Here is a 24,578-nt window from a genome sequence, read left to right as displayed (position 1 = left end):
ACTACCAACAAAAAAACATGAAAAAAATGAAGCAAAAAAGAATTATCATCGGATGGGTACTTGCAACCGCAACGTTCGCCTTATTCGGTTGCAATCAAGAGAATCCGTACGGACTGGACCCCACGGCTCACGAAGAAGCACTCAACTTGTGTGCCCCAAGTGGAGAATACATCGCGAAAAATGTCCAAGAACTGAAAAAGCTCATGGAACCTCACGTGGAATCGAACCAACGGGAAAGCAAGGATTTCGAAATTGACGAAATCAAATACTACCCACAAGAGAAAGGCTATCTGGCAGAAGTCATTTACACAACGGAAGACGGATACTCTAGCAATGTGGTAATTGAAAAGGGACCTATCAGGCACAGAATCCGAAAAAGAGGCGAAAGCGGAGGAGGCACTGGCACATCTTTTTATTCCTGCAAAGAAAACGATTCGGGGAAATGTTCAAGTTGCCGCCTGGTTGTTGACCAACGAGCCAAACAAAGATACTGTGTTTGTGACAAAGGAATATCAGAAGGATGCTCATTATATAAAACAACTTATTAAAAAAGCTTATGAGATACAAAACATTGCTATTTATTTTGATTTGTGTTCTTGGAGAAAGTTGCAATACCGATGATACGGTAACAGACACTAAAACTCAAGTCTTTATTAACCTGACAGCTCCTAACGGACAGAGAATCGCCTCTAACATAGAGACTCTTACATGGAAAATCAATAAGGCAGCCGAAAAGACTTTCCGAGAATACAAAGACATCAAAATCACGGAAGTCACTTACCACGATGTCCCGGTAGGGTTCATGGCAGAAATCAAGTATGAAACATTTGATGGAATACACACCAACGCCATCATGACCAACATTCCACAAAAAGGAAAAAAGCACTTCAAACGGATCATGCGACGATCTGAATCACCGGGAGGAAATACAGGAACTGTCATCTACAGTTGTAGTAGCACAGACTCAAAAAAATGCCCGAACTGCTCTGTCGTAGAAAAATCCGACGGAAATGTTGAATGTTTTTGCCCTGAAGGGCAAAGGAAATATTGCGAGTTAACGGAAACGAGCGTCTAAACTCTCCACGTCAGCCTCAACCGTGCGGCATGCCCCGTACGGCTGAGATTTTCAAAACCGATTCTATACCATTATTAAAGAAAGAAACGATGAACCGCTTAACATACCTGATATTACTCATGGGGATTTTCTCCTTCTCCGCCCATGCCCAAGGAGTAAAAACGTGGCGTGTGGACGAATCCACCATCATGGTGGAAGCCGACACCATACTACATTTCACGGCAGACGGTATCCCCATCACCCTGAAAGCTTTCAACGACTCCCTTGCCACTGGAAAATACATCATTACTTCCAAAGAAGTGGGGAGCACGTTGGAAGACTACCTGACCTACAAGCACCCCACTGCTGAGACCCTGTTAGGACTACCTCTCCCACGCAAGACATTCACGGATCTCAACGGGAAACAAGTAGACGTAAACGCCGCGAACTTCACCATTGTCAGTTCGTGGAACAAATACTGCGGCATTTGCATTGCCGAACTGACCGTATTGGATTTACTTGCCGAAGACTTTCCCGGTGTGCAGTTCGTGGCTTTAACAGGTGACCCCGAGGACGAGGTACGAACGTTTTTGGAAAACGCATGTTGGAAATGGCGCGATGTCTCCGTGGTCATTGATACAGGACGTTCTCTGATGCACTCGTTCCATATCATCACCGACCCGTCCAACCTGATTGTAGACGGAAATGGCATCATACGTGCCGTTGTGTTCGGAGGAGACATACGCGAACTTGTGACCACGCTCGACCGCCTTTGCCGTGAATCAATCGGAAGTAGCCGATAATCAGATACGAAATTAAATTTTCCACCCCAATAGGAACTTAACTTCAGGACTTTTCATTATTTTTGCTTATAAAATGACATAAAAGCAAATGAAAAAGCAAGAACTCTATGACCGTGTCATTGCTTATTTTGAACAAGCAATGCCCGTGGCTGAAACCGAGCTGCACTACCACGACCCGTTCCAACTGTTGGTAGCAGTCATACTTTCCGCCCAATGTACGGACAAACGGGTCAACATGATTACCCCTCCGCTCTTCCGCGACTACCCCACTCCGGAGGCCATGGCCGCCGCCACGCCGGAAACCATTTATGAATACGTCCGTAGCGTGAGTTATCCCAACAACAAAGCCAAGCACCTGGTAGGGATGGCACGCATGTTGGTGGAAAACTACCACAGCGAGGTTCCTTCCGATTTGGACGAGTTGGTCAAGCTTCCCGGCGTAGGACGTAAGACGGCCAACGTCATCCAAGCCGTCGTTTTTGAAAAAGCCGCCATGGCCGTAGACACCCATGTGTTCCGCGTGAGCCACCGCATCGGGCTCGTCCCTGCCACCTGCACCACGCCTTACAGCGTGGAAAAACAACTGGTACGTTATTTCCCAGCTCCCATTATCCCCAAAGCCCATCACTGGCTCATCCTGCACGGACGCTATACCTGCACGGCACGTACGCCCAAATGCGAGGCCTGCGGACTGAAAATGATATGCCGGCATTACCTGCGTACCCACGGAGCGGCACGCCCTTCCGCCCAACCGTAAACAACCCGTGGCACGACGAGCGGAAACACCGCACGAAAACGTAGCCCGTCCTCCGCAAATAAAGGGTCTGCTTTCTTGCAAATATGAGCGGAAAAGTATAATTTTGCAGTGCTGTAAAAGCATCATATTAAAGAAAGAAACGACAGAAAACCTTTAAATAAAGATTTAAAATTATGACTATTGACAATTACAAGTTTGCCGGCAAGAAGGCAATCGTACGTGTGGACTTCAATGTCCCCTTGGATGAGAACGGTAAGATTACAGACGACACCCGTATTCGCGGAGCATTGCCGACGCTGAAGAAAATCCTGGCCGAAGGCGGTGCGCTCATCATCATGAGCCACATGGGCAAGCCGAAAGGCAAAGTGAACCCGAAGTTTTCTTTGAGCCAGATTGTAGACGCCGTTTCAGAGAAATTGGGCGTAGCCGTAAAATTCGCTCCCGATTGCGCCAAGGCCGCTGACGCTGCCGCTGCTTTGCAACCGGGTGAAGTTCTGTTGTTGGAAAACCTCCGCTTCTATCCTGAAGAAGAAGGCAAACCTGTAGGCATCGACAAGGAAGACCCCGCTTACGAAGATGCCAAAAAGGCCATGAAGGCTTCCCAGAAAGAGTTTGCCAAGACATTGGCTTCATACGCAGACTGCTACGTAAACGACGCGTTCGGAACGGCTCACCGCAAACATGCCTCTACGGCTGTCATTGCCGACTATTTCGATGCCGACAACAAGATGCTCGGCTATCTGATGGAGAAAGAAGTGAACGCTGTAGACAACGTATTGAGCAACATCAAACGTCCGTTCACGGCCATCATGGGCGGCTCTAAGGTTTCTACCAAAATCGGTATCATCGAAAACCTGATGGACAAGGTGGACAACCTGATTCTGTGCGGCGGTATGACTTATACTTTTGCCAAAGCCCAGGGCGGCAAGATCGGTAACTCTATCTGCGAAGACGACAAATTGCAGTTGGCTCTCGATATCATCGAAAAGGCGAAGGCCAAAGGCGTAAACCTCGTATTGGGTACGGACTGCGTGGCTGCCGACGCTTTTGCCAATGACGCACACACACAAGTGGTTCCGGCTAACGACATTCCCGAAGGCTGGGAAGGTCTGGACGCAGGTCCGGCTACTCAGAAAGCTTTTGCCGAAGCCATCAAGGGAGCCAAGACGATTCTGTGGAACGGTCCTGCCGGTGTATTCGAATTCGATAACTTCACAGCCGGTTCGCGTGCCATTGCCGAAGCTATTGCCGAAGCTACCAAAAACGGCGCGTTCTCACTCATCGGCGGTGGTGATTCCGTAGCATGTATCAACAAGTTCGGCATGGCCGACCAAGTTTCTTACATTTCTACGGGCGGTGGTGCCCTGCTCGAAGCCATCGAAGGCAAGATTCTTCCGGGTATCGCAGCCATTAAAGGTTAATCCGTCCCGGCGGACATTCTGAAATACGAAGGGCGACTTGTGCATACGGGTTGCCCTTCTTCATTCCAAAACCCCATGAAGAAGTTAATTCCCCTACTCCTCTTATTGGCTATCGTGTGCGGATGCCACTCCGGACAGAACGATACGGCTACCTCGCAGACCGAAAAAACGCGTCAAGATTCCTTAGCCCTTAAGGTGGCCTTGATGCCGACCTTGGACTGCCTGCCATTCTACTATGCCCAACGATGCGGACTGTTCAAAGAATTAGGTCTGGACATCCGCCTGCAAACTTTCAATGCCCAAATGGACTGTGATACAGCTTTCGCCCGCAGGCACGTGGACGTGTCCTACACAGACCTGATTCGTGCCGCATGGATGCAAAGCAAAGGTACGGGGTTGTATGTATTCATGCAGGCGGACGGACACCATGAATTGTTGACAGCCAAAAGCAGACGCATACGACAGACCAAACATTTAAAGGAACGGATGGTGGCCATGGCCCGCCACTCGGTGACAGACCTCTTGTTAGACACGGTCATCGGACAGGCACGTCTGGAACCGTCTACGGTCTACCATCCCCAAATCAACGACATCCGGCTCCGGTACGACATGCTGAACAATGCCACGATAGACGCAGCTTTCCTTCCCGAACCGTATGCCACGCAAGCCAAGCTGAAAGGCCATAGGAGCATCTACGACAGCCGGAAGCCACACATGCGGCTCATGGCCTTCATGGTATCGGCCGACGTTGTGGCCGACAAAAGGAAATCGGAACAAATGCGCTTGCTGCTGCAAGGCTACAACAAAGCCGTGGAACAAATCAACCGTAAGGAACAAACGGACAGCATACGGAACATACTGCTCGGCTACCCAGTGGAACCGGAAACGATAGATTCCCTGAAAATACCGGCTTACCCTCAAGCCCAAAAAGCGGAAAAAGACAACGTGGCCACAGCCCTCCGTTTCCTGACTTACCGACATTTGATTACGCCTGAATATACGGGCGACACGCTCATCCACACACCATTCATCCCTTAAACTTATGGATAGGAAAAGTTTTGAACTTCTTTATCACGATGCCGTAGAGGCTCTCATCTCACGCCACATGCACGATGCCCTGAACTGTATCCGGGGGATTTTGTTCAATACAGAGAATCCGGAACTGAACCGTGAACTGGAATCTGTACAACAGGACTATGGCATGATGCTCACTTTCATGGCGCAGGGCGGCACGGATCCCCAACAAGCCCTCGTCCATCGTAACCTGACCCATCGGACTTTCGCACTACTCGACAAGTCCGCACGGCTCTACCACGTCCGTTACGAAAACGACCTGTATACGGAAACGTTCAATCGCTGTTATACAGAGCAATCCTCCCCATTTGACCAATGGATGGAAACAGCTGATTTATTACGGGATAAATTATCAGAGGACTGCAGAAAGGCCTATACGGAAGAGGCAGAGGAGAACAATTTCTATAATGTGTACGACAAGCTGTTCGAATACATTTGGACCGCTCCTCTTTTCCATGCGTCCGACGCTGAAAAACTGAAAAGTTTCATAGAACGGCAGGAAGCCGATGAACAAGCCTTGCTCATCAGTGCCGTCATGCTGAACATACAACGATATTTCGACCCGCAAAAATATCGCCTGTTGCTTCATTTCTGCCGGACGGAGCATACGAAAGTCCGCGCACGGGCCATGACAGCTGCCGTGTGGACCTACATGCAATACGAAAAACGATTTGTCTACTATCCCGACCTCTCGGACGGACTATCATTGTTAGCGCAAGACGAACGCCTAAAAGGGGAACTCATCCTCCTGCAACAGCAATTCCTGCTCAGCCTGGAAACGGCTAAGGCTGAAAGGAAATTGCAAAATGAAATTTTCCCCGATTTGCTCAGAAGCAGGAACTACCAACGCAATAAAATGGGATTCGAGCAAATGGAGGAAGATTTGGCAAAAGCCTTACGCGGCGAACCGAATGCGGAATGGGAAAAGTTACGGGGCAACAAACAGTTGGCCGACAACATGAAAGCCATCATCGCCATGGGTAAGGAAGGGATAGACATCAACTTGGGTACTTTTTCCTCGCTCAAAGGCTTCTCATTTTTCCAATCCGTCGCACATTGGTTCGCGCCATTCAACAAACGGAGACCTGAAGTGAAAGGCATCTTTCCCCCAAACGTACGGCACAATCCGATACAGATGCTTATGGAAGCCGGCAACTTCTGCGAATCGGACAAATATTCGCTTTGCATGATGCTCAACCAAATAGCCCCTTCGCAACGGGACATGATGATTTCCCAAATCGGCTCACAGATAGAAGGCAACGAAGAAGGTCTACGGGATGTAGCCAAGGAAAGCATGAACATCGGCTCTGTCTACCGTAGCTATTTGCAGGACTTGTACCGTTTCTTTAAACTTCATCCGCGTAAGTCACAGTTTGACGACCCGTTCAAGGGAGACCAGTTATTCACCCGTTATACAGTATTGGAAAGTATGCTGAAAACACCGGCTTATTTGCGCGAGACGGCCTCGTTCCTTATGAAAAGGGAATGTTACCAGGATGCCATTGCCTATATGGAAGAAGCGCTCAAACACGAAACGGCAAACGCTGAAATGCTACAAAAGGTGGCCTTTTGCTATCAACATACAGACCGGCCGAGCAAGGCCATATACTATTACCAACAAGCCGACCTGTTGAGCCCGAATAACGAATGGATTCTGAAACAAATGTACTTGTGTTATTCCGCTTTGGGACGCTATGAACAGGAACTCGACTGCCTGAAGAGTCTGGAAGAAATGAACCCGGGCGATACCCGCCTGATTTCGGAAATCGGATTATGCCTGATGCAACTCGGACGCTACGAAGAGGCCGCCCAACGTTTTTATGAATTGGAATACAACGGGGAAAGAGTAGTACCGTCATGGCGGGCCATCGCCTGGTGCAACTTCAAGATGGGACGTCTGGAACAGGCAGACAGGTACTACCGGAAAATACTGCAACAGGACAAGGTGACATGGGAAGATTATCTCAATGCCGGACATACGGCATGGTGCCTGAAGCAAACAACGGAAGCCATCACCCAATACCAAAACTACCTCAGACTCTACCGCAGCAAAAGGAAGGATACGGCACAGCCTTTGCTATCCCCCTTTGATGAAGACCGGAAAGAATTGCTCCTACACGGATTGAACGATTTGGACATCAGCCTGATGCGGGACATTCTCCAACCAGAACCGGAAAGCTGAATGTCAAAATCAAATCAAGGGAATGAGAAGATGGTAGAACCATCCCATAAAGCGGCGTCCGAAAGAGCGCCGCTTTTTCCAATTCTCCGGAGTGAGTAAAGTAGAATGGTGTTTGTCTGCCTCGAAAATGTTCTGTAACTCACGGGTCGTACAGGAATCGATGATAAAAGCGTTCACTTCATAGTCGAACTTCAGGCTCCTGCTATTCAGATTAGCAGACCCGACCGTACAAAACGTACTGTCTACCATCATGACTTTCGAGTGATGGAACCCGTCCTCATAATAGTAAATATCGGCTCCGCGTTTCATCAATCTTTTGGCATGGTAGGCCGCCACATCGGGCATGACAGGAACGTCACACTTGGTAGACAACATGACCTCAAGCTTCACTCCGCGCTTCAACGCACGATATAAGGCCTTTTTCACACTGGGCACCAAAGTAAAATAGGGGTTCACAATCTGTATCCGTTTTTGCGCATTGTCAATAGCGTCTATATAGCTCCTGCGGATTATCGCCGGACTTCTCTTCGGTTCACGGTTGGCCACGCCTAAAAGAATGCCGGAAGAATCCGCGCAGGCTGTTTCTTTCAGCCCCCGGAAGTCAATCTGGATAGCCAGGCTATCCGGCTGATATTCCAAACTGTCGATCTTATGGTCGGTACAACGTTCCCACATTTCACAGAATATACGCCGGTAAAGGGGGACGCAATCTCCTTCCAAACGCATATGCATATCCCTCCATTTACCGAACTCCGGACGGCCATGGATATAATAGTCGGCCACATTCATTCCTCCGGTGTACACCACCTTATCGTCAATAACCACAATTTTGCGATGATCGCGGTGCAAGGCGTGGTTCACCCATGGAAACACGATGGGGTCGAATACGACCACCTCAAAATGCCGGCTCTTTAATTGCCTGAGATGTCTTTTCCGCAAGGGGCGGTCGTTACTGACATTACCAAAATCATCGTAAATCACCCTGACCTTTACCCCTTCGCGCACCTTTTTATCCAATAAGGTAAACAAAGCTTTCCCGATAGAATCATTGCGAAAATTAAAATACTCCAGATAGATATAATGACGGGCCTGCTCTATCGCTTTGAACATGTCTTCAAACTTTTCCGCACCGCTCGGTAACAACGTCACCCGGTTACGGGGCGTAAACAGTACACCGTTCTCTTTCAAGTCCTCTACCGTGAGAGAATCACTCGGGCTTGCCTGTGCCATAGACACAAGCCGCAACGACAACAAAACGCCACAGAATATGACACGCCATTTACTCATAATTGTTCCCACACCTCGACCTGAGCCGAAGCCTTCAATCCTTTTTTATAAATTTTATATTGAATACATTGGTCAGAACATACAACTGAAGTGGTCTACCACGCCCAACAAATGTCGGTCATCGTCCACCACCAAAACCGTATGTATCTTGTTATTGTGCATGATATCTTGAATCTTGGCAATCTTGGTATCCGGCGACACGCATTTCGGCGTACGTGTCATCACCTGCTCCACCGGGACGTTGAAGAACTTGTCCTGCAGACTTTCCATGGCGCGCCGCACATCGCCGTCCGTTATCAACCCGACTACCTTATCATTTACCATCGCCACACACAGACCTAACTTGCCTTTGCTCACATGGATAATGGCCTCGCCCAACTTCATTCCGGGAGGTATGACCGGCAAGTCGTTGCTACGCATCACATCATGCGCCGTGGTCAAGAGACGCTTGCCCAACGTCCCGCCGGGATGGAACTGTGCAAAATCCTTAGCCTGAAAATGACGCATCTCGATGAGCGCACAGGCCAAAGCATCGCCCATAGCCAAAGTGGCCGTAGTGGAAGAGGTAGGTGCCAAATTCAAAGGACACGCCTCATGGCTGACCTTGACCACCAAATGGCACGTGGAATACTTGGCCAACAAAGAATCGGGATTCCCGGAAATGCCAATCAAAGGAATATGATGTTCCAATAAATAAGGTATGAAACGAAGGAGTTCGTCAGTCTGGCCGGAGTTGGAAATGGCAATGACGACATCATCAGGTGTCATCACCCCCAAGTCGCCATGGAAGACATCCAACGGATTGATGAAAAAAGCCGGTGTCCCCGTACTTGCCAACGTAGCGGCCATCTTGGCACCGATATGCCCGCTCTTGCCCACTCCCGTAATAATTACCTTTCCGGTACAACGGAGCATCAAATCCACCGCTGCATCGAAATGCTCATCCAACTGAGGTATCAAATCCAAAATGGCCTGGGCTTCGTCGCGGAAGCACTTGACGGCAATATCTTTCACTTGGCTCATAGCAATGATGCGATTACGGTTTCCAAATCTTTCAGATACAACATATTCGGGCCATCGCTCATGGCTTTCTCCGGATCGGGATGCGTTTCGAAGAAATATCCGTTCGCACCGAACGCTTTCGCCGCCAAGGCCATGGCCGGCACGAACTCACGGTTTCCACCGGTCTTTCCGCCTGCCGCACCGGGACGCTGCACGGAATGCGTACAGTCCATGACCACACGGGGCACAAAGGCTTTCATATCCGGAATATTACGGAAATCCACCACCAGGTTATTGTAACCGTAAATATTGCCGCGCTCGGTCAGCCAAATCTCCTTTGCTCCGCTCTCCTGCGCTTTTTCCACGGGGTATTTCATGTCAAGTCCCGACAGGAATTGAGCTTTCTTGATGTTGACAATCTTACCGGTACGGGCTGCCGCTACCAACAAATCGGTCTGACGGCACAAAAAGGCCGGTATCTGCAGGACATCCACCACTTCGCCCACCGGAGCGGCCTGAAAACTTTCATGAATATCCGTCAGGAGCTTAAGACCGTACTTCTCACGCACGTCACCCAACATCTGCAAACCCTTCTCCAGTCCGGGGCCACGATAAGAATGCACAGAAGTACGGTTGGCTTTATCAAAAGAAGCCTTAAAGTAAATCTCTATATTAAATTTCTGCTTTATCCGAACCAGCTCGCACGCCACCTCGTCCAACAAATCAGCGGATTCAATCACACACGGACCGGCTATAAATATAGGGGTCATCACAATCTGTTTTAATAATACAATATGCAAAGATAGCGAAAGGCAAGCGCAGAGACAAACGAAAAACAAAGTTTTTCAAGTTTGGCATTCCATTACGCATCCGCAAAGATGACTTACTACACATACGCCCCATTATGAGAACGTGCCGTTTGAGGTGCCTAACAATTAGGTGTGGACGGCATTGGATGAAGTAGGCACTTGGCAATCAAGTGGAACTCCTAGTCGTTCAAACAAAAACATATTATGGTGGAAATATACCTTGGCTTAAAACAGGAGATTTAAATGATGGATTGATTTCGGATATTCCAGAAAGTATAACAGAGGAAGCTGTCGCAAACTCTTCTGCTAAAATCAATCCTACTGGGAGTGTGTTAATTGCGATGTAAGCCCCATTGTTAGCAATCAGACAACTGACGGGTACTAGTACTACATATTTGGAGTACTTTCTTCACTTTTCTGCCCTTTCTTGTCGATATAATACCATTCGTCGCTTTCCCAATAGTGGTATTCTCCACCAGAACCCGGCACTTCTTTCATCTCTCCCTTGTCCGTTACTTTAGCCTTGCCGTTCTCGAATGGGAAGCCGAAGGCGAAGCGGGGCTTGATGACTGTCCTGCCGCTTTCGTCCGCGTACCCGATACGCCCTCGCTTGTCCACGATACGGTACAGTCCCTCGCTGACATAATCGTTGCCGTTGTCACATTGAAACACGCCGTAGTGTTTCATGAAACTGCAACCGCATAATAACATTATCGCAATTATCGTTGGAATTTTGCCCATTGTGTAAATCTTAAAATTATCAGAACCATGAACTATTATCCTTCTTCCTGCTCATACTAAGAAAAGCCAAAGACTTATGCCTAAAACTATCGAATACAGGCAGAGGGGTAACAGCAACTGCAACCAGAAGTAGTTTTTATCTTTCCTTTCAGGATACCGGCGGTAATAGGCTCGTTCCCTCGCTTTGGTAAAGTACTTCTTTTCAATCTTTGAATACACCTCTACTGTTGCCCAGACCCAACCGACAGACAAAGCCGACAACAGCCACGACGGTATCACCAAATATAGGAATCTCATTATAAGAAGCGAAGGGAAAACACTGAAGACACAAAAAAAGATGGCTTCCAACGGCATAAACCACCTGTTGTGGATACGTCGTATGCTACCCGTATAATACAGGTGGTCTATTATACTGAACTTATATTTCCGTCTGAAACCCATCTCTGCTTTTCGTTTTCGCAAAAATACTGTTTTTGCGGCAGACAAAGGACATCCGGCACATTGTTTTTCGGCATAACGTGATGATTAAGTGAGCGGAAAACATTATTTTTGTGTTCGGAATCCTTTTAATCATAAGTATGACGATTACCGATATATACGAAACTATGAACAGCAAGGCAGAATCTTTTTTCGAGTGGGCGCAGGCTCATCCGAAATACGGACTGCTGTTTGCAGCCGCACTGCTTGCCCTTTGGCTTGCAGGATTGCTGCTCCGTTGGAAATGGGCGTGTCATTGGCAATTCAACAGCACGCTATGGTTCTTTGACGGTTGTAAGCCTGAAACACGCCGCAAGGTTCAGATGGTATTGGTTGGCATGGCGATAATTGCCTGCCTGACGATATTTTTTGCATGGAAATAACGGTATGGGAAAGAACAATCGGAAATACCGGTTCTGCTTCATCGACTATATGTGGTATGTCGCCGAAAAATGGAGCGAGCGAGAACATAGCAATCTCAATGGGAGAATGTTGCTTTTCCTATGTTGGCTGTTCGCCATAACCATACCGCTTGGAATACCGTTGATGTTTCGCTTTTTCAGTTGGATTGTCGCCCTTGTCATCGTAATGTTGTTCTGCCTTCTGCCCTCCATATTCTGCAAGCTCCGTTACACAGCCGGACATCGGAAAGTGATCAGTGAACATTACCGGAATATGAAACATATTGGCAGGAGACTTGCTGAAATTCTTCTTATCTCCATCGCACTGGCTGTGGGGAATGCCGTACTGATGTTTTACCTCGGATTTATATATAGGGCATGACAAAGCCTGCCGCTACCGCCACTGCAATGACAACGGCATAGTACACCGCTATCGCCTTTTTCCAGTACAAGTAACGCAAATCAAGTTCTTCCCGGACTTCCATTCTCCAATCAGAAGTTTTGAACTGAAATCCGGAAGTGCACCATGCAGCGACAACCGCCCATCCAATCAGTATGCCGGTAACGATTTTATGACCGGTACTCGGTTCGTCTTTTAATGTAAGTAATGCCACCAAAATTAAAGAGAGGTAGGGAAGCCCGATTATCCCGCCAGCCCGACGCTCCACCCAATCATGCACGCCTTTCTTTCGCAGCATATCGTAAGCGAGGATATATGCGGTTTTATGTATCATCGCAATCATACGGAAAAATCGGCTAAAAATGTTTCTTTTATTTGTCATTTAAGTATTTCAGTTATCCATTTCAGAGCAGTTCCTAATAAAACCATTGCGGGAATAAGAAGCAAATAGAGAGTGAAAAAGAACAGGTTGCGCCGGAAGGGACTGAACTTGCGCCCCGCATAATGCTGCACGACCGCTTTCCGCCGGGAAGGCGGGTATATTTTGCCGAACAGACGGTCTGTCATGAAGACAGAAACGGAGTACACGATTAGAAGAACGGCTCCAAACACCTCGAATGCCAAGTCATCCAGAAAATGACCGGCGATGGTCAGAACCGGCATGAATATAAAAAGCGTGATACAGGCCCACAGCATGTCACTTCCTCGGGGTTGTTTGAAATTGACCTTGTGATAGTTTTCCCATGTTATTTCTCCCAACCAGAACAGATAGTCGAAGAAATAATAACGCAACTATATACTTTATTGTACCAACGGTTTTGTATAATTAAAGTTTATGCTTCTCCAAACAAAAATAGGTTGCCTGTATGAACAAACAACCTATTTTATTACAAAGAATTTGCTTTCTTGATAAAATACGCATATCTTTGTAAACAAACAATGGAACAACCAAGAAACGAAGAATTTTCTTTTAGCATATCGTACAGCCCTGAGTGAACGGCATAGACCCCTTATTAACTTCGGCTCGATACATAGCAATATGGTTCTTCGGATGTCCGAGATAGCATCGGCATTTTGAGTTGTTCCATTTGTTTTTGTTTAATCAATTATACTACTATTGTTTATCTATTTTCTCCAAAACAAGAAGTTCTTTCCTCCTTTGTCCAACTCAAACCTTACAAGAAACTCATTCACTACATCCGTTTCGTAGATAGTTACGATTCCCGATGACAATTCTCTGTCTTTAATCAGCTTGCAATCTTTTTCAAGATATGTCAAAATCTCACTCCATATCTTACTATCAAAATCCGCAGTATATGAAATTTCGTTGTTGCCATAGTATTCTTTGAGAATTTCACGAAGTTCAGAGTTTCCTATCTTGTCGAAAGTCGTTGTATCAATCTGCTGTAATACAAATGATTCCATATAACCTAATTGTTTGATAGAATATGTATTGAAACGTATCAGGAAAAAAATTCATCCTAAGATGATTTTTTAACATTTAAAATGAAATTTCCGTGATGTTGCGGGTATAATTCCATTGTAAATAAAACGACAACGAATTATATGGCAACATTCCACTCACTACTCCAAATGATGGATACGCTGCATACCGAAGATGATTGCAGGGTATATCTGGAGAATATGCGTTGGAATGGAAAGCCTATTTGTCCGCATTGCGGCTCAATATCCGAACATCACTATAAACTGACCAAAGACGGCAAGTTTGAAGGACTTTATAAATGCAAGGATTGTCGTTGTCGATTCACCGTGAGACAAGGAACTATGTTTGAAGGCTCAAATCTTCCGTTGAAGAAATGGTTTTATGCAATCTATCTGTTCTTGTCGCACAAGAAAGGGATAAGCAGTTGTCAGTTGGCTCGTGATATTCAAGTTACACAGAAAACCGCATGGTTTATGTTGCATCGTATTCGTCATAATGTGAAAGACGATGACGCAAACTTTGATGATATGACACAAATGGATGAGACCTACATGGGCGGCAAAACCCGTCATCACGGAAAAGGATTGCAAGGACGTTCATTAAAAGAGAAAACTCCAATATTCGGTATGATTTCGGACGGGCTTGTATATGCGAAAGTAGTACCAAACGTTAGACAGGAAACATTGTTTCCGATTATTGATAAACTTGTCCGTAAAGGTTCAACTGTGATTACAGATGAATTGAACGTCTATAATCCGTTATACAAGGAATATGAACACAAGACTATTCCTCATAAGAAACATATTTATGCGGTAAACGGTTATCATACCAATTCGATAGAGGGATTTTGGAGTCATATCAAACGTGGTGTAAAAGGTATCTACCATCTTGCGAGCAAGAAACATTTACAGAAATATTGCAAGGAGTTTGTTTTCCGATACAACACACGCAAGCAAACAGATTCTGACAGATTTAATGATTTCTTGAGAAGTTTTACGGAACGTTTGTACTATGGTGAACTTTTGGAGAAACCGGGATGGGTATATAACTATTAAACTAAAAATAAAAATCCAATCACGGCAACGTGGTTGGATTTTTTATGCTTATAACATAAGAATTATCTATAAATTTGTATAGCAGTCTGCGATATGTCTTGAAAATCTTTTGTTTATCTCAAAAAATATCCGTTACTTTGTAATCGAACAAAAGTAAAAAGGAGATTTAAAGAAACAGACATAAGAATTTAAAGACATATTACAAGCAACTTGTAGACAAGTTATTTGGCTTTAGTAAATCTGGTAAATTGAACATAGTCCCAAGTAATAAGTCGAAAGGTCAGTTTGTACCCTGCAAAGGGCGCAGACTGCTTTTCCTTATTTGGACTAAGGGTTTTACCAGAACCTACTAAAGCAAAGAAGTGAAAAGTTTAGGCTGTGTCCTTTTCTTTTTGCCTAAAAGTGAAATATGGTACAAACTCAAAGTTCAAGAATATGGATTATAAATTAGACTACATGGAACGTCTTTTTGCCAAGATAAGCAAGAAAAAGACAGAGTCCTATGTCATAAGTAGAATATGGCATCAGTTGGATGACGACCGTGTGAAGTTTGTCGTCCAACAATATATCAGAAGAACACAAGACAAGTATGCGCTTGCTGACTTGTATCTCCCTCAACTCAATATCTTTATTGAAATCAACGAGCCTTTCCATAAGAATAATACGGAAGTTGATAAAATCCGTAATGAAGAAATTCTAAACATTACCAATTCCAAACCTATCATCATTGATTGTGATAACAACATTCAAGAAATCCACCGCCAAGTTACGGATGTGGTTGCGTTGATAAAACAGCGCGTTCATGAAATGGGTGATAACTTTCAACCGTGGGATGATGTAAGTACATTATCTGTAGAATATCATCGGAATAAAGGCTATCTAAAAGTTGATAATAACGAATGCTTGCGTACTACGGAGGATATTGCAGAAGTATTCGGGACAAAAGCTAAACATCGTGGTTTCCTACGTGCTTCGGGTGCTGCTGTTCCGAATAAGAAGAACGAAATAATTTGGTGGCCGAATACGGAACACCATCTTTGGTACAATAAACTTTCGGAGGACGGAATGTTCATTTACGAATATCCGAAAGCAGAGAATAAACGAACAGCACATCTAAAGCAATGGCTTTCCGCACCCGAAGAGACAAGAATTACATTCTTGCGTTACAAGGATGATTTGGGATTTTGTTTTTATCGCTTCGTGGGTGTGTTTAATCTCAATAAAGAGAAATCAATTAAAGAGAATAAATGTGTCTGGGAACGCGTCTCGGATACATATCAACTTAATATCCAATCTCATGAGTAAAGAATACTACAAGAAACGGATTATAGACCTTCGGGCTTCAATCGCCAAGGAGCGTGAGGCTAAGAAAAAGGACAATGCTTATTATGCAGGCTTGATAAAAAGAGCTTCCACTCCATCGAGCAAAGCTAACTATCGTAAATCAAAGATTGATAGAGCAGCTTCTCACGATAGACGTATAGAAAGCCTTAAACGAGATATTGAGAATGCAAAAGCCTCTCTAAAAAGAATTAAGTAACGGTATAAACATAAAAGTAAATGGGAATCATAAACAATTTAATCAACTCACTAAAAGATAATTTTACGATGGCTGAATTTAGTATTAATGGCCGTATGACGGTTAAGAGTCTGAGAAAACAATTCAAAGACGCATTTGGTGCAAGTTTACGTGTGTACAAGGGAGCCAAATTTGCTCCAGAAGATGCAACCCTTGCATCTATCCGTAGTGGAGAAAATGTAAAAGGGGGAGAACTTGTATGTAAAGGCAATCTTCAAGTCGGCAATTTTGAAGCCAAGATGAAAGAGATGTTTGGAATAACCGTGAAAGTAGCAAATCCCGATAACACTAAGTTGGCAAGTAGTAACATGACTATTGCAGCAGCGGGTCGCGAAGCTGTGGCTACCGATGATTGGAACAATGAGCAACTGCAATGCTATTTCTGGGATTCATTACAAGATTTGCTCATTGCCAAAGGGTATAGCATTGAAAAGAAAGACTTTGCCCAAGACGTAGAAGACTACTATAAAAGTAACCGATACAAACGCTACGGTATCACGTTTAACATCTACCGAACCAAGGGCGAAAAAGACATTACCTTTACAATCTATATGTTAGAAACATATTGTTATGGTATAAAGTATAGTGGCAATGTTGCTAAAGACAAAATATTGGAAGAAGCAATAGATGGAGTTGACCCTTCTATCCGTCTTGATAAGAATTGGGCAGGTTTTGGTACTCCGTCACCACGCCATGAATTGAACTTTAAGAAAATGGATTCGGAAGGAATTGGCAAATTGAAGAATCCAACAGCAAGAGCTGGATTTATGAACGGTGTAGCCAATGAAATAGACACACTAATAAAGAAATTGGTGGAATCATTCAAAAAGAAAGGTTTGTAGTGTAGCCTATGGGAAATGGAAAGTGGGGTTTAATAGCCCTTATTCTTTATTTATGCAGAAACATTATTTATGTTCTGTTTTGGGGATTGGTAGCTGTTGTATGTTATTTAATTTTGCAGATATTATGAAGATACCCGGATTAAGTTTTTCACTTAAAAGAGCACTTGGTATTACTGCTACCAAACAAAAGATAAGCAGAAAAACGGGTGTACCAATGACTAAACAAGGCTTGGAAAGGAAAGTTGGACGATTTGTTATTGATGCTATTTTCGGAACTAAAAAGAAATAGTTTGTCAATAAAAAAAACTTGTAAATGCGGATAGGTTTTCCTTTCCGCATTTTTTGTGTCCTATGTAATCGGATATCTATTGTTCTGTATAATTCAAAAACTCAAAATTACAACAATATGGGAAGGATAGCTACGGAACAAGAAGCAAAAGACAAACTCAAATATCAAGGAACAGTTATAAGTAATATAAAATGCTGTACAAAAGATAGAGCCATTGAAATGAAAGCTGATATAACCAAACTGGGAAAGTATAAAGACAATCAATCGGTACAACTATCAGATATAGATAAAGGTGAAGCCAAATACATTTATTTCAATATATGGGGTGATGTTCCTTATAGGGGCTCTATTAATGGTGGAGGTGCTATGGTATTTACAAGTAGTGTTGATTTGAATGTAACCACTCCAAATATTGCTTCCAAATTTATGCCTAAGGAAGCCCGTGCAAATGTCGTTTTTAGGTCACCAAAAGGAATGTGCCCGCCACCATATACTAATATTACTATTGATACAGATTTATTGGTTCTTTCTATTGAACTAACAGATAACTATCGTGAATTTAGTGCATTTGATTCTGATGGAGTATTGCAAGAAAGACAAGTATGGCCGCTAATGGGAAAAATTGGGTTTACTGAATATAGTTTGGATTCATATCCACCTAATAGGTGGGACTATACATTCAATATACAAGATAACAATGGCTATACTACAAACGGTAACATTGATTTTGACCACAAATAACAGTTCATATTATGACATACATTTAAAAGCGCATCTGTTGGATGCGCTTTTTATATGCTTGGAAAAATCAAGTATTATACAAAACCGTTGGTACAATAAAGTATATAGTTGCGAATAATAATGTCGTTCTTGCTCTTTATAGTCCTGTTTCTTCATTTAAGATTATCGTGAATGGTCTAACTCGATGTACAAGTCAAAAGTAGTGTTATGATGACTGTCTTCATTTCAGTTTAAGCCCCACCTTCACCATGCCATGTGCAGGTTTGGGTATTATCTTGGTGGTTATGCTGTATCCATTGCCCCGATTTCTCACCGTTGGTGTATTGTCCCTCAATGGTTATATAAGGTTTGCCCTCCCATGTTGATTCCACACGGTACGAACCATCGAGTTTTCCGTTACAGTAGTGACGTGTAGTCTTGCTGCGTATTGCGCGGCCGTCCTCGAAGATTTCCCATTCCTCGCCATCTTTTTTCCCGTCGATATAATGAGATTCAAAAATCTGCTCACCCGTCTTGTTGGCAAAGCGGCGTTCCCGTCCGTTCTCCACACTCTGTTTGTACTCCTTTTCAATCTCTATTTTTCCGTTACGGAAATAGGTCTTTACAGTCCCGTCTATTTTGCCTTGCAGCATGGGTGTTTCCTTTCGGGGAGTAACGCCGTCTTGGTAGTATTCCGTGAATGTTCCGTTACGCTTGCCCTTGACATATATGCCCGACTCACGCAATACCCCGTCACGGTAGCGGCGATAGTCTCCGTTTATCATGCCGTCTGAAAGTTTCACGTGTTCCTCGTCAAGTCCTCGTATAATGCGATATTTTCCCTGCAACGGCCGTTTACTGTCTTTTTTATAATATACCGTGCGCCGTGCGTCATCCGTTAGGGTCTGCAAATCATTCCATTCTACTGTTCGTTGTGCGGAAGCCGTGCCACACAATAGCAAAAAAAGGTATAGTGTTAATATTCTATTCATTGTATTTTTGCTTTTTGAGGTTGATAATGGGATGCAGATAGCAACCTGTTACGGTTGCTTATCTGCGTGTTATCCGCATAATTATTCGCAACTATATACTTTATTGTACCAACGGTTTTGTATAATACTTGATTTTTCCAAGCATATAAAAAGCGCATCCAACAGATGCGCTTTTAAATGTATGTCATAATATGAACTGTTATTTGTGGTCAAAATCAATGTTACCGTTTGTAGTATAGCCATTGTTATCTTGTATATTGAATGTATAGTCCCACCTATTAGGTGGATATGAATCCAAACTATATTCAGTAAACCCAATTTTTCCCATTAGCGGCCATACTTGTCTTTCTTGCAATACTCCATCAGAATCAAATGCACTAAATTCACGATAGTTATCTGTTAGTTCAATAGAAAGAACCAATAAATCTGTATCAATAGTAATATTAGTATATGGTGGCGGGCACATTCCTTTTGGTGACCTAAAAACGACATTTGCACGGGCTTCCTTAGGCATAAATTTGGAAGCAATATTTGGAGTGGTTACATTCAAATCAACACTACTTGTAAATACCATAGCACCTCCACCATTAATAGAGCCCCTATAAGGAACATCACCCCATATATTGAAATAAATGTATTTGGCTTCACCTTTATCTATATCTGATAGTTGTACCGATTGATTGTCTTTATACTTTCCCAGTTTGGTTATATCAGCTTTCATTTCAATGGCTCTATCTTTTGTACAGCATTTTATATTACTTATAACTGTTCCTTGATATTTGAGTTTGTCTTTTGCTTCTTGTTCCGTAGCTATCCTTCCCATATTGTTGTAATTTTGAGTTTTTGAATTATACAGAACAATAGATATCCGATTACATAGGACACAAAAAATGCGGAAAGGAAAACCTATCCGCATTTACAAGTTTTTTTTATTGACAAACTATTTCTTTTTAGTTCCGAAAATAGCATCAATAACAAATCGTCCAACTTTCCTTTCCAAGCCTTGTTTAGTCATTGGTACACCCGTTTTTCTGCTTATCTTTTGTTTGGTAGCAGTAATACCAAGTGCTCTTTTAAGTGAAAAACTTAATCCGGGTATCTTCATAATATCTGCAAAATTAAATAACATACAACAGCTACCAATCCCCAAAACAGAACATAAATAATGTTTCTGCATAAATAAAGAATAAGGGCTATTAAACCCCACTTTCCATTTCCCATAGGCTACACTACAAACCTTTCTTTTTGAATGATTCCACCAATTTCTTTATTAGTGTGTCTATTTCATTGGCTACACCGTTCATAAATCCAGCTCTTGCTGTTGGATTCTTCAATTTGCCAATTCCTTCCGAATCCATTTTCTTAAAGTTCAATTCATGGCGTGGTGACGGAGTACCAAAACCTGCCCAATTCTTATCAAGACGGATAGAAGGGTCAACTCCATCTATTGCTTCTTCCAATATTTTGTCTTTAGCAACATTGCCACTATACTTTATACCATAACAATATGTTTCTAACATATAGATTGTAAAGGTAATGTCTTTTTCGCCCTTGGTTCGGTAGATGTTAAACGTGATACCGTAGCGTTTGTATCGGTTACTTTTATAGTAGTCTTCTACGTCTTGGGCAAAGTCTTTCTTTTCAATGCTATACCCTTTGGCAATGAGCAAATCTTGTAATGAATCCCAGAAATAGCATTGCAGTTGCTCATTGTTCCAATCATCGGTAGCCACAGCTTCGCGACCCGCTGCTGCAATAGTCATGTTACTACTTGCCAACTTAGTGTTATCGGGATTTGCTACTTTCACGGTTATTCCAAACATCTCTTTCATCTTGGCTTCAAAATTGCCGACTTGAAGATTGCCTTTACATACAAGTTCTCCCCCTTTTACATTTTCTCCACTACGGATAGATGCAAGGGTTGCATCTTCTGGAGCAAATTTGGCTCCCTTGTACACACGTAAACTTGCACCAAATGCGTCTTTGAATTGTTTTCTCAGACTCTTAACCGTCATACGGCCATTAATACTAAATTCAGCCATCGTAAAATTATCTTTTAGTGAGTTGATTAAATTGTTTATGATTCCCATTTACTTTTATGTTTATACCGTTACTTAATTCTTTTTAGAGAGGCTTTTGCATTCTCAATATCTCGTTTAAGGCTTTCTATACGTCTATCGTGAGAAGCTGCTCTATCAATCTTTGATTTACGATAGTTAGCTTTGCTCGATGGAGTGGAAGCTCTTTTTATCAAGCCTGCATAATAAGCATTGTCCTTTTTCTTAGCCTCACGCTCCTTGGCGATTGAAGCCCGAAGGTCTATAATCCGTTTCTTGTAGTATTCTTTACTCATGAGATTGGATATTAAGTTGATATGTATCCGAGACGCGTTCCCAGACACATTTATTCTCTTTAATTGATTTCTCTTTATTGAGATTAAACACACCCACGAAGCGATAAAAACAAAATCCCAAATCATCCTTGTAACGCAAGAATGTAATTCTTGTCTCTTCGGGTGCGGAAAGCCATTGCTTTAGATGTGCTGTTCGTTTATTCTCTGCTTTCGGATATTCGTAAATGAACATTCCGTCCTCCGAAAGTTTATTGTACCAAAGATGGTGTTCCGTATTCGGCCACCAAATTATTTCGTTCTTCTTATTCGGAACAGCAGCACCCGAAGCACGTAGGAAACCACGATGTTTAGCTTTTGTCCCGAATACTTCTGCAATATCCTCCGTAGTACGCAAGCATTCGTTATTATCAACTTTTAGATAGCCTTTATTCCGATGATATTCTACAGATAATGTACTTACATCATCCCACGGTTGAAAGTTATCACCCATTTCATGAACGCGCTGTTTTATCAACGCAACCACATCCGTAACTTGGCGGTGGATTTCTTGAATGTTGTTATCACAATCAATGATGATAGGTTTGGAATTGGTAATGTTTAGAATTTCTTCATTACGGATTTTATCAACTTCCGTATTATTCTTATGGAAAGGCTCGTTGATTTCAATAAAGATATTGAGTTGAGGGAGATACAAGTCAGCAAGCGCATACTTGTCTTGTGTTCTTCTGATATATTGTTGGACGACAAACTTCACACGGTCGTCATCCAACTGATGCCATATTCTACTTATGACATAGGACTCTGTCTTTTTCTTGCTTATCTTGGCAAAAAGACGTTCCATGTAGTCTAATTTATAATCCATATTCTTGAACTTTGAGTTTGTACCATATTTCACTTTTAGGCAAAAAGAAAAGGACACAGCCTAAACTTTTCACTTCTTTGCTTTAGTAGGTTCTGGTAAAACCCTTAGTCCAAATAAGGAAAAGCAGTCTGCGCCCTTTGCAGGGTACAAACTGACCTTTCGACTTATTACTTGGGACTATGTTCAATTTACCAGATTTACTAAAGCCAAATAACTTGTCTACAAGTTGCTTGTAATATGTCTTTAAATTCTTATGTCTGTTTCTTTAAATCTCCTTTTTACTTTTGTTCGATTACAAAGTAACGGATATTTTTTGAGATAAACAAAAGATTTTCAAGACATATCGCAGACTGCTATACAAATTTATAGATAATTCTTATGTTATAAGCATAAAAAATCCAACCACGTTGCCGTGATTGGATTTTTATTTTTAGTTTAATAGTTATATACCCATCCCGGTTTCTCCAAAAGTTCACCATAGTACAAACGTTCCGTAAAACTTCTCAAGAAATCATTAAATCTGTCAGAATCTGTTTGCTTGCGTGTGTTGTATCGGAAAACAAACTCCTTGCAATATTTCTGTAAATGTTTCTTGCTCGCAAGATGGTAGATACCTTTTACACCACGTTTGATATGACTCCAAAATCCCTCTATCGAATTGGTATGATAACCGTTTACCGCATAAATATGTTTCTTATGAGGAATAGTCTTGTGTTCATATTCCTTGTATAACGGATTATAGACGTTCAATTCATCTGTAATCACAGTTGAACCTTTACGGACAAGTTTATCAATAATCGGAAACAATGTTTCCTGTCTAACGTTTGGTACTACTTTCGCATATACAAGCCCGTCCGAAATCATACCGAATATTGGAGTTTTCTCTTTTAATGAACGTCCTTGCAATCCTTTTCCGTGATGACGGGTTTTGCCGCCCATGTAGGTCTCATCCATTTGTGTCATATCATCAAAGTTTGCGTCATCGTCTTTCACATTATGACGAATACGATGCAACATAAACCATGCGGTTTTCTGTGTAACTTGAATATCACGAGCCAACTGACAACTGCTTATCCCTTTCTTGTGCGACAAGAACAGATAGATTGCATAAAACCATTTCTTCAACGGAAGATTTGAGCCTTCAAACATAGTTCCTTGTCTCACGGTGAATCGACAACGACAATCCTTGCATTTATAAAGTCCTTCAAACTTGCCGTCTTTGGTCAGTTTATAGTGATGTTCGGATATTGAGCCGCAATGCGGACAAATAGGCTTTCCATTCCAACGCATATTCTCCAGATATACCCTGCAATCATCTTCGGTATGCAGCGTATCCATCATTTGGAGTAGTGAGTGGAATGTTGCCATATAATTCGTTGTCGTTTTATTTACAATGGAATTATACCCGCAACATCACGGAAATTTCATTTTAAATGTTAAAAAATCATCTTAGGATGAATTTTTTTCCTGATACGTTTCAATACATATTCTATCAAACAATTAGGTTATATGGAATCATTTGTATTACAGCAGATTGATACAACGACTTTCGACAAGATAGGAAACTCTGAACTTCGTGAAATTCTCAAAGAATACTATGGCAACAACGAAATTTCATATACTGCGGATTTTGATAGTAAGATATGGAGTGAGATTTTGACATATCTTGAAAAAGATTGCAAGCTGATTAAAGACAGAGAATTGTCATCGGGAATCGTAACTATCTACGAAACGGATGTAGTGAATGAGTTTCTTGTAAGGTTTGAGTTGGACAAAGGAGGAAAGAACTTCTTGTTTTGGAGAAAATAGATAAACAATAGTAGTATAATTGATTAAACAAAAACAAATGGAACAACTCAAAATGCCGATGCTATCTCGGACATCCGAAGAACCATATTGCTATGTATCGAGCCGAAGTTAATAAGGGGTCTATGCCGTTCACTCAGGGCTGTACGATATGCTAAAAGAAAATTCTTCGTTTCTTGGTTGTTCCATTGTTTGTTTACAAAGATATGCGTATTTTATCAAGAAAGC

Annotated in this window: 32 protein-coding genes; 17 read left to right on the top strand and 15 right to left on the bottom strand. The window is 42.8% G+C overall.

Annotation, left to right across the window (positions count from 1 at the left end):
* Positions 1-26 precede the first annotated feature (26 nt).
* The 7 genes from E0E47_RS01760 to E0E47_RS01730 all read left to right on the top strand — a co-directional run bounded on the left by E0E47_RS01760 (position 27) and on the right by E0E47_RS01730 (position 7,291).
* Positions 27-548, top strand: coding sequence for a hypothetical protein (locus E0E47_RS01760; RefSeq protein WP_130892706.1), 522 nt, complete (start codon positions 27-29; stop codon positions 546-548).
* An 8-nt stretch (positions 549-556) separates the two neighbouring features.
* The gene (locus tag E0E47_RS01755; protein WP_130892705.1) at positions 557-1,075 is read left to right on the top strand and encodes a hypothetical protein; all 519 of its coding nucleotides are present in this window, start codon (positions 557-559) and stop codon (positions 1,073-1,075) included.
* 89 nt (positions 1,076-1,164) lie between these two features.
* Complete coding sequence (locus E0E47_RS01750) at positions 1,165-1,857, top strand: TlpA family protein disulfide reductase (protein ID WP_172604628.1); 693 nt, start codon at positions 1,165-1,167, stop codon at positions 1,855-1,857.
* An 88-nt stretch (positions 1,858-1,945) separates the two neighbouring features.
* Positions 1,946-2,614 carry an endonuclease III gene (nth, locus tag E0E47_RS01745; protein ID WP_008625199.1) on the top strand — a complete coding sequence of 223 codons (669 nt, stop codon included), beginning with the start codon at positions 1,946-1,948 and terminating at the stop codon, positions 2,612-2,614.
* A 173-nt stretch (positions 2,615-2,787) separates the two neighbouring features.
* Positions 2,788-4,035, top strand: a complete 1,248-nt coding sequence (locus tag E0E47_RS01740) for a phosphoglycerate kinase (protein ID WP_130892703.1) — start codon at positions 2,788-2,790, stop codon at positions 4,033-4,035.
* A 75-nt stretch (positions 4,036-4,110) separates the two neighbouring features.
* Entirely contained in the window at positions 4,111-5,073 is a 963-nt protein-coding gene (locus tag E0E47_RS01735; RefSeq protein WP_130892702.1) for an ABC transporter substrate-binding protein, read from the top strand.
* Positions 5,074-5,077: 4 nt separating this feature from the next.
* Positions 5,078-7,291 carry a tetratricopeptide repeat protein gene (locus E0E47_RS01730; RefSeq protein WP_008625209.1) on the top strand — a complete coding sequence of 738 codons (2,214 nt, stop codon included), beginning with the start codon at positions 5,078-5,080 and terminating at the stop codon, positions 7,289-7,291.
* Between the two features lie 9 nt (positions 7,292-7,300).
* Here E0E47_RS01730 and E0E47_RS01725 read toward each other — a convergent pair whose 3' ends face one another.
* The 3 genes from E0E47_RS01725 to kdsA form a co-directional block, all read right to left on the bottom strand.
* Positions 7,301-8,578, bottom strand: coding sequence for a phospholipase D-like domain-containing protein (locus E0E47_RS01725; RefSeq protein WP_130892701.1), 1,278 nt, complete (start codon positions 8,576-8,578; stop codon positions 7,301-7,303).
* Positions 8,579-8,650: 72 nt separating this feature from the next.
* Positions 8,651-9,601, bottom strand: a complete 951-nt coding sequence (locus tag E0E47_RS01720; RefSeq protein ID WP_008625211.1) for a KpsF/GutQ family sugar-phosphate isomerase — start codon at positions 9,599-9,601, stop codon at positions 8,651-8,653.
* Positions 9,598-10,350: a 3-deoxy-8-phosphooctulonate synthase gene (gene kdsA / locus E0E47_RS01715; protein WP_130892700.1), complete on the bottom strand. Its 753-nt coding sequence runs from the start codon at positions 10,348-10,350 to the stop codon at positions 9,598-9,600. The genes E0E47_RS01720 and kdsA overlap by 4 nt, the downstream gene beginning before the upstream one ends.
* Before the next feature lie 209 nt (positions 10,351-10,559).
* On the opposite strand from kdsA, the gene E0E47_RS01710 reads away from it, so the two are divergent.
* Positions 10,560-10,736, top strand: a complete 177-nt coding sequence (locus E0E47_RS01710) for a restriction endonuclease subunit S domain-containing protein (RefSeq protein ID WP_232038294.1) — start codon at positions 10,560-10,562, stop codon at positions 10,734-10,736.
* A 40-nt stretch (positions 10,737-10,776) separates the two neighbouring features.
* Here the strand turns inward: E0E47_RS01710 and E0E47_RS01705 are convergent, their stop codons facing one another.
* Positions 10,777-11,130, bottom strand: coding sequence for a WG repeat-containing protein (locus E0E47_RS01705; RefSeq protein ID WP_130892699.1), 354 nt, complete (start codon positions 11,128-11,130; stop codon positions 10,777-10,779).
* A gap of 51 nt (positions 11,131-11,181) precedes the next feature.
* Complete coding sequence (locus E0E47_RS01700; RefSeq protein ID WP_130892698.1) at positions 11,182-11,571, bottom strand: hypothetical protein; 390 nt, start codon at positions 11,569-11,571, stop codon at positions 11,182-11,184.
* A gap of 137 nt (positions 11,572-11,708) precedes the next feature.
* On the opposite strand from E0E47_RS01700, the gene E0E47_RS01695 reads away from it, so the two are divergent.
* Both E0E47_RS01695 and E0E47_RS01690 read left to right on the top strand, forming a co-directional pair.
* Positions 11,709-11,990 carry an Imm17 family immunity protein gene (locus E0E47_RS01695; protein ID WP_008625215.1) on the top strand — a complete coding sequence of 94 codons (282 nt, stop codon included), beginning with the start codon at positions 11,709-11,711 and terminating at the stop codon, positions 11,988-11,990.
* A gap of 4 nt (positions 11,991-11,994) precedes the next feature.
* Positions 11,995-12,390: a hypothetical protein gene (locus E0E47_RS01690; RefSeq protein ID WP_008625216.1), complete on the top strand. Its 396-nt coding sequence runs from the start codon at positions 11,995-11,997 to the stop codon at positions 12,388-12,390.
* Here the strand turns inward: E0E47_RS01690 and E0E47_RS01685 are convergent.
* The 3 genes from E0E47_RS01685 to E0E47_RS01675 all read right to left on the bottom strand — a co-directional run bounded on the left by E0E47_RS01685 (position 12,374) and on the right by E0E47_RS01675 (position 13,833).
* Positions 12,374-12,706, bottom strand: coding sequence for a hypothetical protein (locus E0E47_RS01685; protein WP_232038293.1), 333 nt, complete (start codon positions 12,704-12,706; stop codon positions 12,374-12,376). The two genes, E0E47_RS01690 and E0E47_RS01685, sit on opposite strands and share 17 nt — an antisense overlap.
* Before the next feature lie 80 nt (positions 12,707-12,786).
* Positions 12,787-13,200, bottom strand: a complete 414-nt coding sequence (locus E0E47_RS01680) for a hypothetical protein (protein ID WP_130892696.1) — start codon at positions 13,198-13,200, stop codon at positions 12,787-12,789.
* Between the two features lie 333 nt (positions 13,201-13,533).
* On the bottom strand, positions 13,534-13,833 hold the full coding sequence (locus E0E47_RS01675; RefSeq protein WP_130892690.1) for a hypothetical protein: 300 nt from the start codon (positions 13,831-13,833) through the stop codon (positions 13,534-13,536).
* Positions 13,834-13,974: 141 nt separating this feature from the next.
* Between E0E47_RS01675 and E0E47_RS01670 the strand changes: the two genes are divergently transcribed.
* From E0E47_RS01670 to E0E47_RS01645, 6 genes are all read left to right on the top strand, one after another.
* Positions 13,975-14,907, top strand: a complete 933-nt coding sequence (locus tag E0E47_RS01670; RefSeq protein WP_130892691.1) for an IS1595 family transposase — start codon at positions 13,975-13,977, stop codon at positions 14,905-14,907.
* Between the two features lie 435 nt (positions 14,908-15,342).
* Positions 15,343-16,212 (top strand): AbaSI family restriction endonuclease, encoded by an 870-nt coding sequence (locus E0E47_RS01665; RefSeq protein ID WP_130892692.1) that lies wholly within the window; start codon positions 15,343-15,345, stop codon positions 16,210-16,212.
* Positions 16,205-16,447 carry a hypothetical protein gene (locus E0E47_RS01660; protein ID WP_130892693.1) on the top strand — a complete coding sequence of 81 codons (243 nt, stop codon included), beginning with the start codon at positions 16,205-16,207 and terminating at the stop codon, positions 16,445-16,447. Before E0E47_RS01665 ends, E0E47_RS01660 begins: the two co-directional genes overlap by 8 nt.
* 68 nt (positions 16,448-16,515) lie before the next feature.
* Complete coding sequence (locus E0E47_RS17420) at positions 16,516-17,328, top strand: hypothetical protein (protein ID WP_197730270.1); 813 nt, start codon at positions 16,516-16,518, stop codon at positions 17,326-17,328.
* 52 nt (positions 17,329-17,380) lie between these two features.
* A complete protein-coding gene (locus E0E47_RS01650) occupies positions 17,381-17,617 on the top strand; it encodes a hypothetical protein (protein ID WP_232038292.1) in 237 nt (78 codons plus the stop codon).
* Between the two features lie 117 nt (positions 17,618-17,734).
* The gene (locus E0E47_RS01645) at positions 17,735-18,358 is read left to right on the top strand and encodes a hypothetical protein (protein WP_130892694.1); all 624 of its coding nucleotides are present in this window, start codon (positions 17,735-17,737) and stop codon (positions 18,356-18,358) included.
* Between the two features lie 230 nt (positions 18,359-18,588).
* On the opposite strand, the gene E0E47_RS01640 is transcribed toward E0E47_RS01645, so the two are convergent.
* From E0E47_RS01640 to E0E47_RS01610, 7 genes are all read right to left on the bottom strand, one after another.
* Entirely contained in the window at positions 18,589-19,329 is a 741-nt protein-coding gene (locus E0E47_RS01640) for a toxin-antitoxin system YwqK family antitoxin (protein WP_130892695.1), read from the bottom strand.
* Between the two features lie 199 nt (positions 19,330-19,528).
* The gene (locus E0E47_RS01635; protein ID WP_130892694.1) at positions 19,529-20,152 is read right to left on the bottom strand and encodes a hypothetical protein; all 624 of its coding nucleotides are present in this window, start codon (positions 20,150-20,152) and stop codon (positions 19,529-19,531) included.
* Positions 20,153-20,269: 117 nt separating this feature from the next.
* Entirely contained in the window at positions 20,270-20,506 is a 237-nt protein-coding gene (locus E0E47_RS01630) for a hypothetical protein (RefSeq protein ID WP_232038292.1), read from the bottom strand.
* 52 nt (positions 20,507-20,558) lie between these two features.
* Entirely contained in the window at positions 20,559-21,371 is an 813-nt protein-coding gene (locus tag E0E47_RS17415; protein ID WP_197730270.1) for a hypothetical protein, read from the bottom strand.
* Between the two features lie 68 nt (positions 21,372-21,439).
* On the bottom strand, positions 21,440-21,682 hold the full coding sequence (locus tag E0E47_RS01620; protein ID WP_130892693.1) for a hypothetical protein: 243 nt from the start codon (positions 21,680-21,682) through the stop codon (positions 21,440-21,442).
* A complete protein-coding gene (locus tag E0E47_RS01615) occupies positions 21,675-22,544 on the bottom strand; it encodes an AbaSI family restriction endonuclease (protein WP_130892692.1) in 870 nt (289 codons plus the stop codon). The genes E0E47_RS01620 and E0E47_RS01615 overlap by 8 nt, the downstream gene beginning before the upstream one ends.
* A gap of 435 nt (positions 22,545-22,979) precedes the next feature.
* Entirely contained in the window at positions 22,980-23,912 is a 933-nt protein-coding gene (locus E0E47_RS01610; RefSeq protein ID WP_130892691.1) for an IS1595 family transposase, read from the bottom strand.
* 141 nt (positions 23,913-24,053) lie between these two features.
* Between E0E47_RS01610 and E0E47_RS01605 the strand changes: the two genes are divergently transcribed.
* A complete protein-coding gene (locus E0E47_RS01605; protein WP_130892690.1) occupies positions 24,054-24,353 on the top strand; it encodes a hypothetical protein in 300 nt (99 codons plus the stop codon).
* Positions 24,354-24,578 lie beyond the last annotated feature (225 nt).

Source organism: Paraprevotella xylaniphila YIT 11841, from assembly GCF_900683745.1.
Taxonomy (GTDB): domain Bacteria; phylum Bacteroidota; class Bacteroidia; order Bacteroidales; family Bacteroidaceae; genus Paraprevotella; species Paraprevotella xylaniphila.
This window is presented reverse-complemented; position numbering and strand designations above follow the sequence as displayed.

Excerpts from the sequence above, each read along its gene's own strand:
- E0E47_RS01605 (WP_130892690.1), top strand. The coding sequence starts at position 24,054 with ATGGAATCATTTGTATTACAGCAGATTGATACAACGACTTTCGACAAG.
- E0E47_RS01725 (WP_130892701.1), bottom strand. The coding sequence starts at position 8,578 with ATGAGTAAATGGCGTGTCATATTCTGTGGCGTTTTGTTGTCGTTGCGG.
- E0E47_RS01675 (WP_130892690.1), bottom strand. The coding sequence starts at position 13,833 with ATGGAATCATTTGTATTACAGCAGATTGATACAACGACTTTCGACAAG.
- E0E47_RS01640 (WP_130892695.1), bottom strand. The coding sequence starts at position 19,329 with ATGAATAGAATATTAACACTATACCTTTTTTTGCTATTGTGTGGCACG.
- E0E47_RS01645 (WP_130892694.1), top strand. The coding sequence starts at position 17,735 with ATGGGAAGGATAGCTACGGAACAAGAAGCAAAAGACAAACTCAAATAT.
- E0E47_RS01665 (WP_130892692.1), top strand. The coding sequence starts at position 15,343 with ATGGATTATAAATTAGACTACATGGAACGTCTTTTTGCCAAGATAAGC.
- E0E47_RS01735 (WP_130892702.1), top strand. The coding sequence starts at position 4,111 with ATGAAGAAGTTAATTCCCCTACTCCTCTTATTGGCTATCGTGTGCGGA.
- E0E47_RS01705 (WP_130892699.1), bottom strand. The coding sequence starts at position 11,130 with ATGGGCAAAATTCCAACGATAATTGCGATAATGTTATTATGCGGTTGC.
- E0E47_RS17415 (WP_197730270.1), bottom strand. The coding sequence starts at position 21,371 with ATGGCTGAATTTAGTATTAATGGCCGTATGACGGTTAAGAGTCTGAGA.
- E0E47_RS01635 (WP_130892694.1), bottom strand. The coding sequence starts at position 20,152 with ATGGGAAGGATAGCTACGGAACAAGAAGCAAAAGACAAACTCAAATAT.
- E0E47_RS01660 (WP_130892693.1), top strand. The coding sequence starts at position 16,205 with ATGAGTAAAGAATACTACAAGAAACGGATTATAGACCTTCGGGCTTCA.
- E0E47_RS01700 (WP_130892698.1), bottom strand. The coding sequence starts at position 11,571 with ATGGGTTTCAGACGGAAATATAAGTTCAGTATAATAGACCACCTGTAT.
- E0E47_RS01730 (WP_008625209.1), top strand. The coding sequence starts at position 5,078 with ATGGATAGGAAAAGTTTTGAACTTCTTTATCACGATGCCGTAGAGGCT.
- E0E47_RS01615 (WP_130892692.1), bottom strand. The coding sequence starts at position 22,544 with ATGGATTATAAATTAGACTACATGGAACGTCTTTTTGCCAAGATAAGC.
- E0E47_RS01720 (WP_008625211.1), bottom strand. The coding sequence starts at position 9,601 with ATGAGCCAAGTGAAAGATATTGCCGTCAAGTGCTTCCGCGACGAAGCC.
- E0E47_RS01750 (WP_172604628.1), top strand. The coding sequence starts at position 1,165 with ATGAACCGCTTAACATACCTGATATTACTCATGGGGATTTTCTCCTTC.
- E0E47_RS01695 (WP_008625215.1), top strand. The coding sequence starts at position 11,709 with ATGACGATTACCGATATATACGAAACTATGAACAGCAAGGCAGAATCT.
- E0E47_RS01740 (WP_130892703.1), top strand. The coding sequence starts at position 2,788 with ATGACTATTGACAATTACAAGTTTGCCGGCAAGAAGGCAATCGTACGT.
- E0E47_RS01755 (WP_130892705.1), top strand. The coding sequence starts at position 557 with ATGAGATACAAAACATTGCTATTTATTTTGATTTGTGTTCTTGGAGAA.
- kdsA (WP_130892700.1), bottom strand. The coding sequence starts at position 10,350 with ATGACCCCTATATTTATAGCCGGTCCGTGTGTGATTGAATCCGCTGAT.
- E0E47_RS01630 (WP_232038292.1), bottom strand. The coding sequence starts at position 20,506 with ATGCAGAAACATTATTTATGTTCTGTTTTGGGGATTGGTAGCTGTTGT.
- E0E47_RS01620 (WP_130892693.1), bottom strand. The coding sequence starts at position 21,682 with ATGAGTAAAGAATACTACAAGAAACGGATTATAGACCTTCGGGCTTCA.
- E0E47_RS01760 (WP_130892706.1), top strand. The coding sequence starts at position 27 with ATGAAGCAAAAAAGAATTATCATCGGATGGGTACTTGCAACCGCAACG.
- E0E47_RS01610 (WP_130892691.1), bottom strand. The coding sequence starts at position 23,912 with ATGGCAACATTCCACTCACTACTCCAAATGATGGATACGCTGCATACC.
- E0E47_RS17420 (WP_197730270.1), top strand. The coding sequence starts at position 16,516 with ATGGCTGAATTTAGTATTAATGGCCGTATGACGGTTAAGAGTCTGAGA.
- E0E47_RS01690 (WP_008625216.1), top strand. The coding sequence starts at position 11,995 with ATGGGAAAGAACAATCGGAAATACCGGTTCTGCTTCATCGACTATATG.
- E0E47_RS01670 (WP_130892691.1), top strand. The coding sequence starts at position 13,975 with ATGGCAACATTCCACTCACTACTCCAAATGATGGATACGCTGCATACC.
- E0E47_RS01650 (WP_232038292.1), top strand. The coding sequence starts at position 17,381 with ATGCAGAAACATTATTTATGTTCTGTTTTGGGGATTGGTAGCTGTTGT.
- nth (WP_008625199.1), top strand. The coding sequence starts at position 1,946 with ATGAAAAAGCAAGAACTCTATGACCGTGTCATTGCTTATTTTGAACAA.
- E0E47_RS01685 (WP_232038293.1), bottom strand. The coding sequence starts at position 12,706 with ATGCTGCGAAAGAAAGGCGTGCATGATTGGGTGGAGCGTCGGGCTGGC.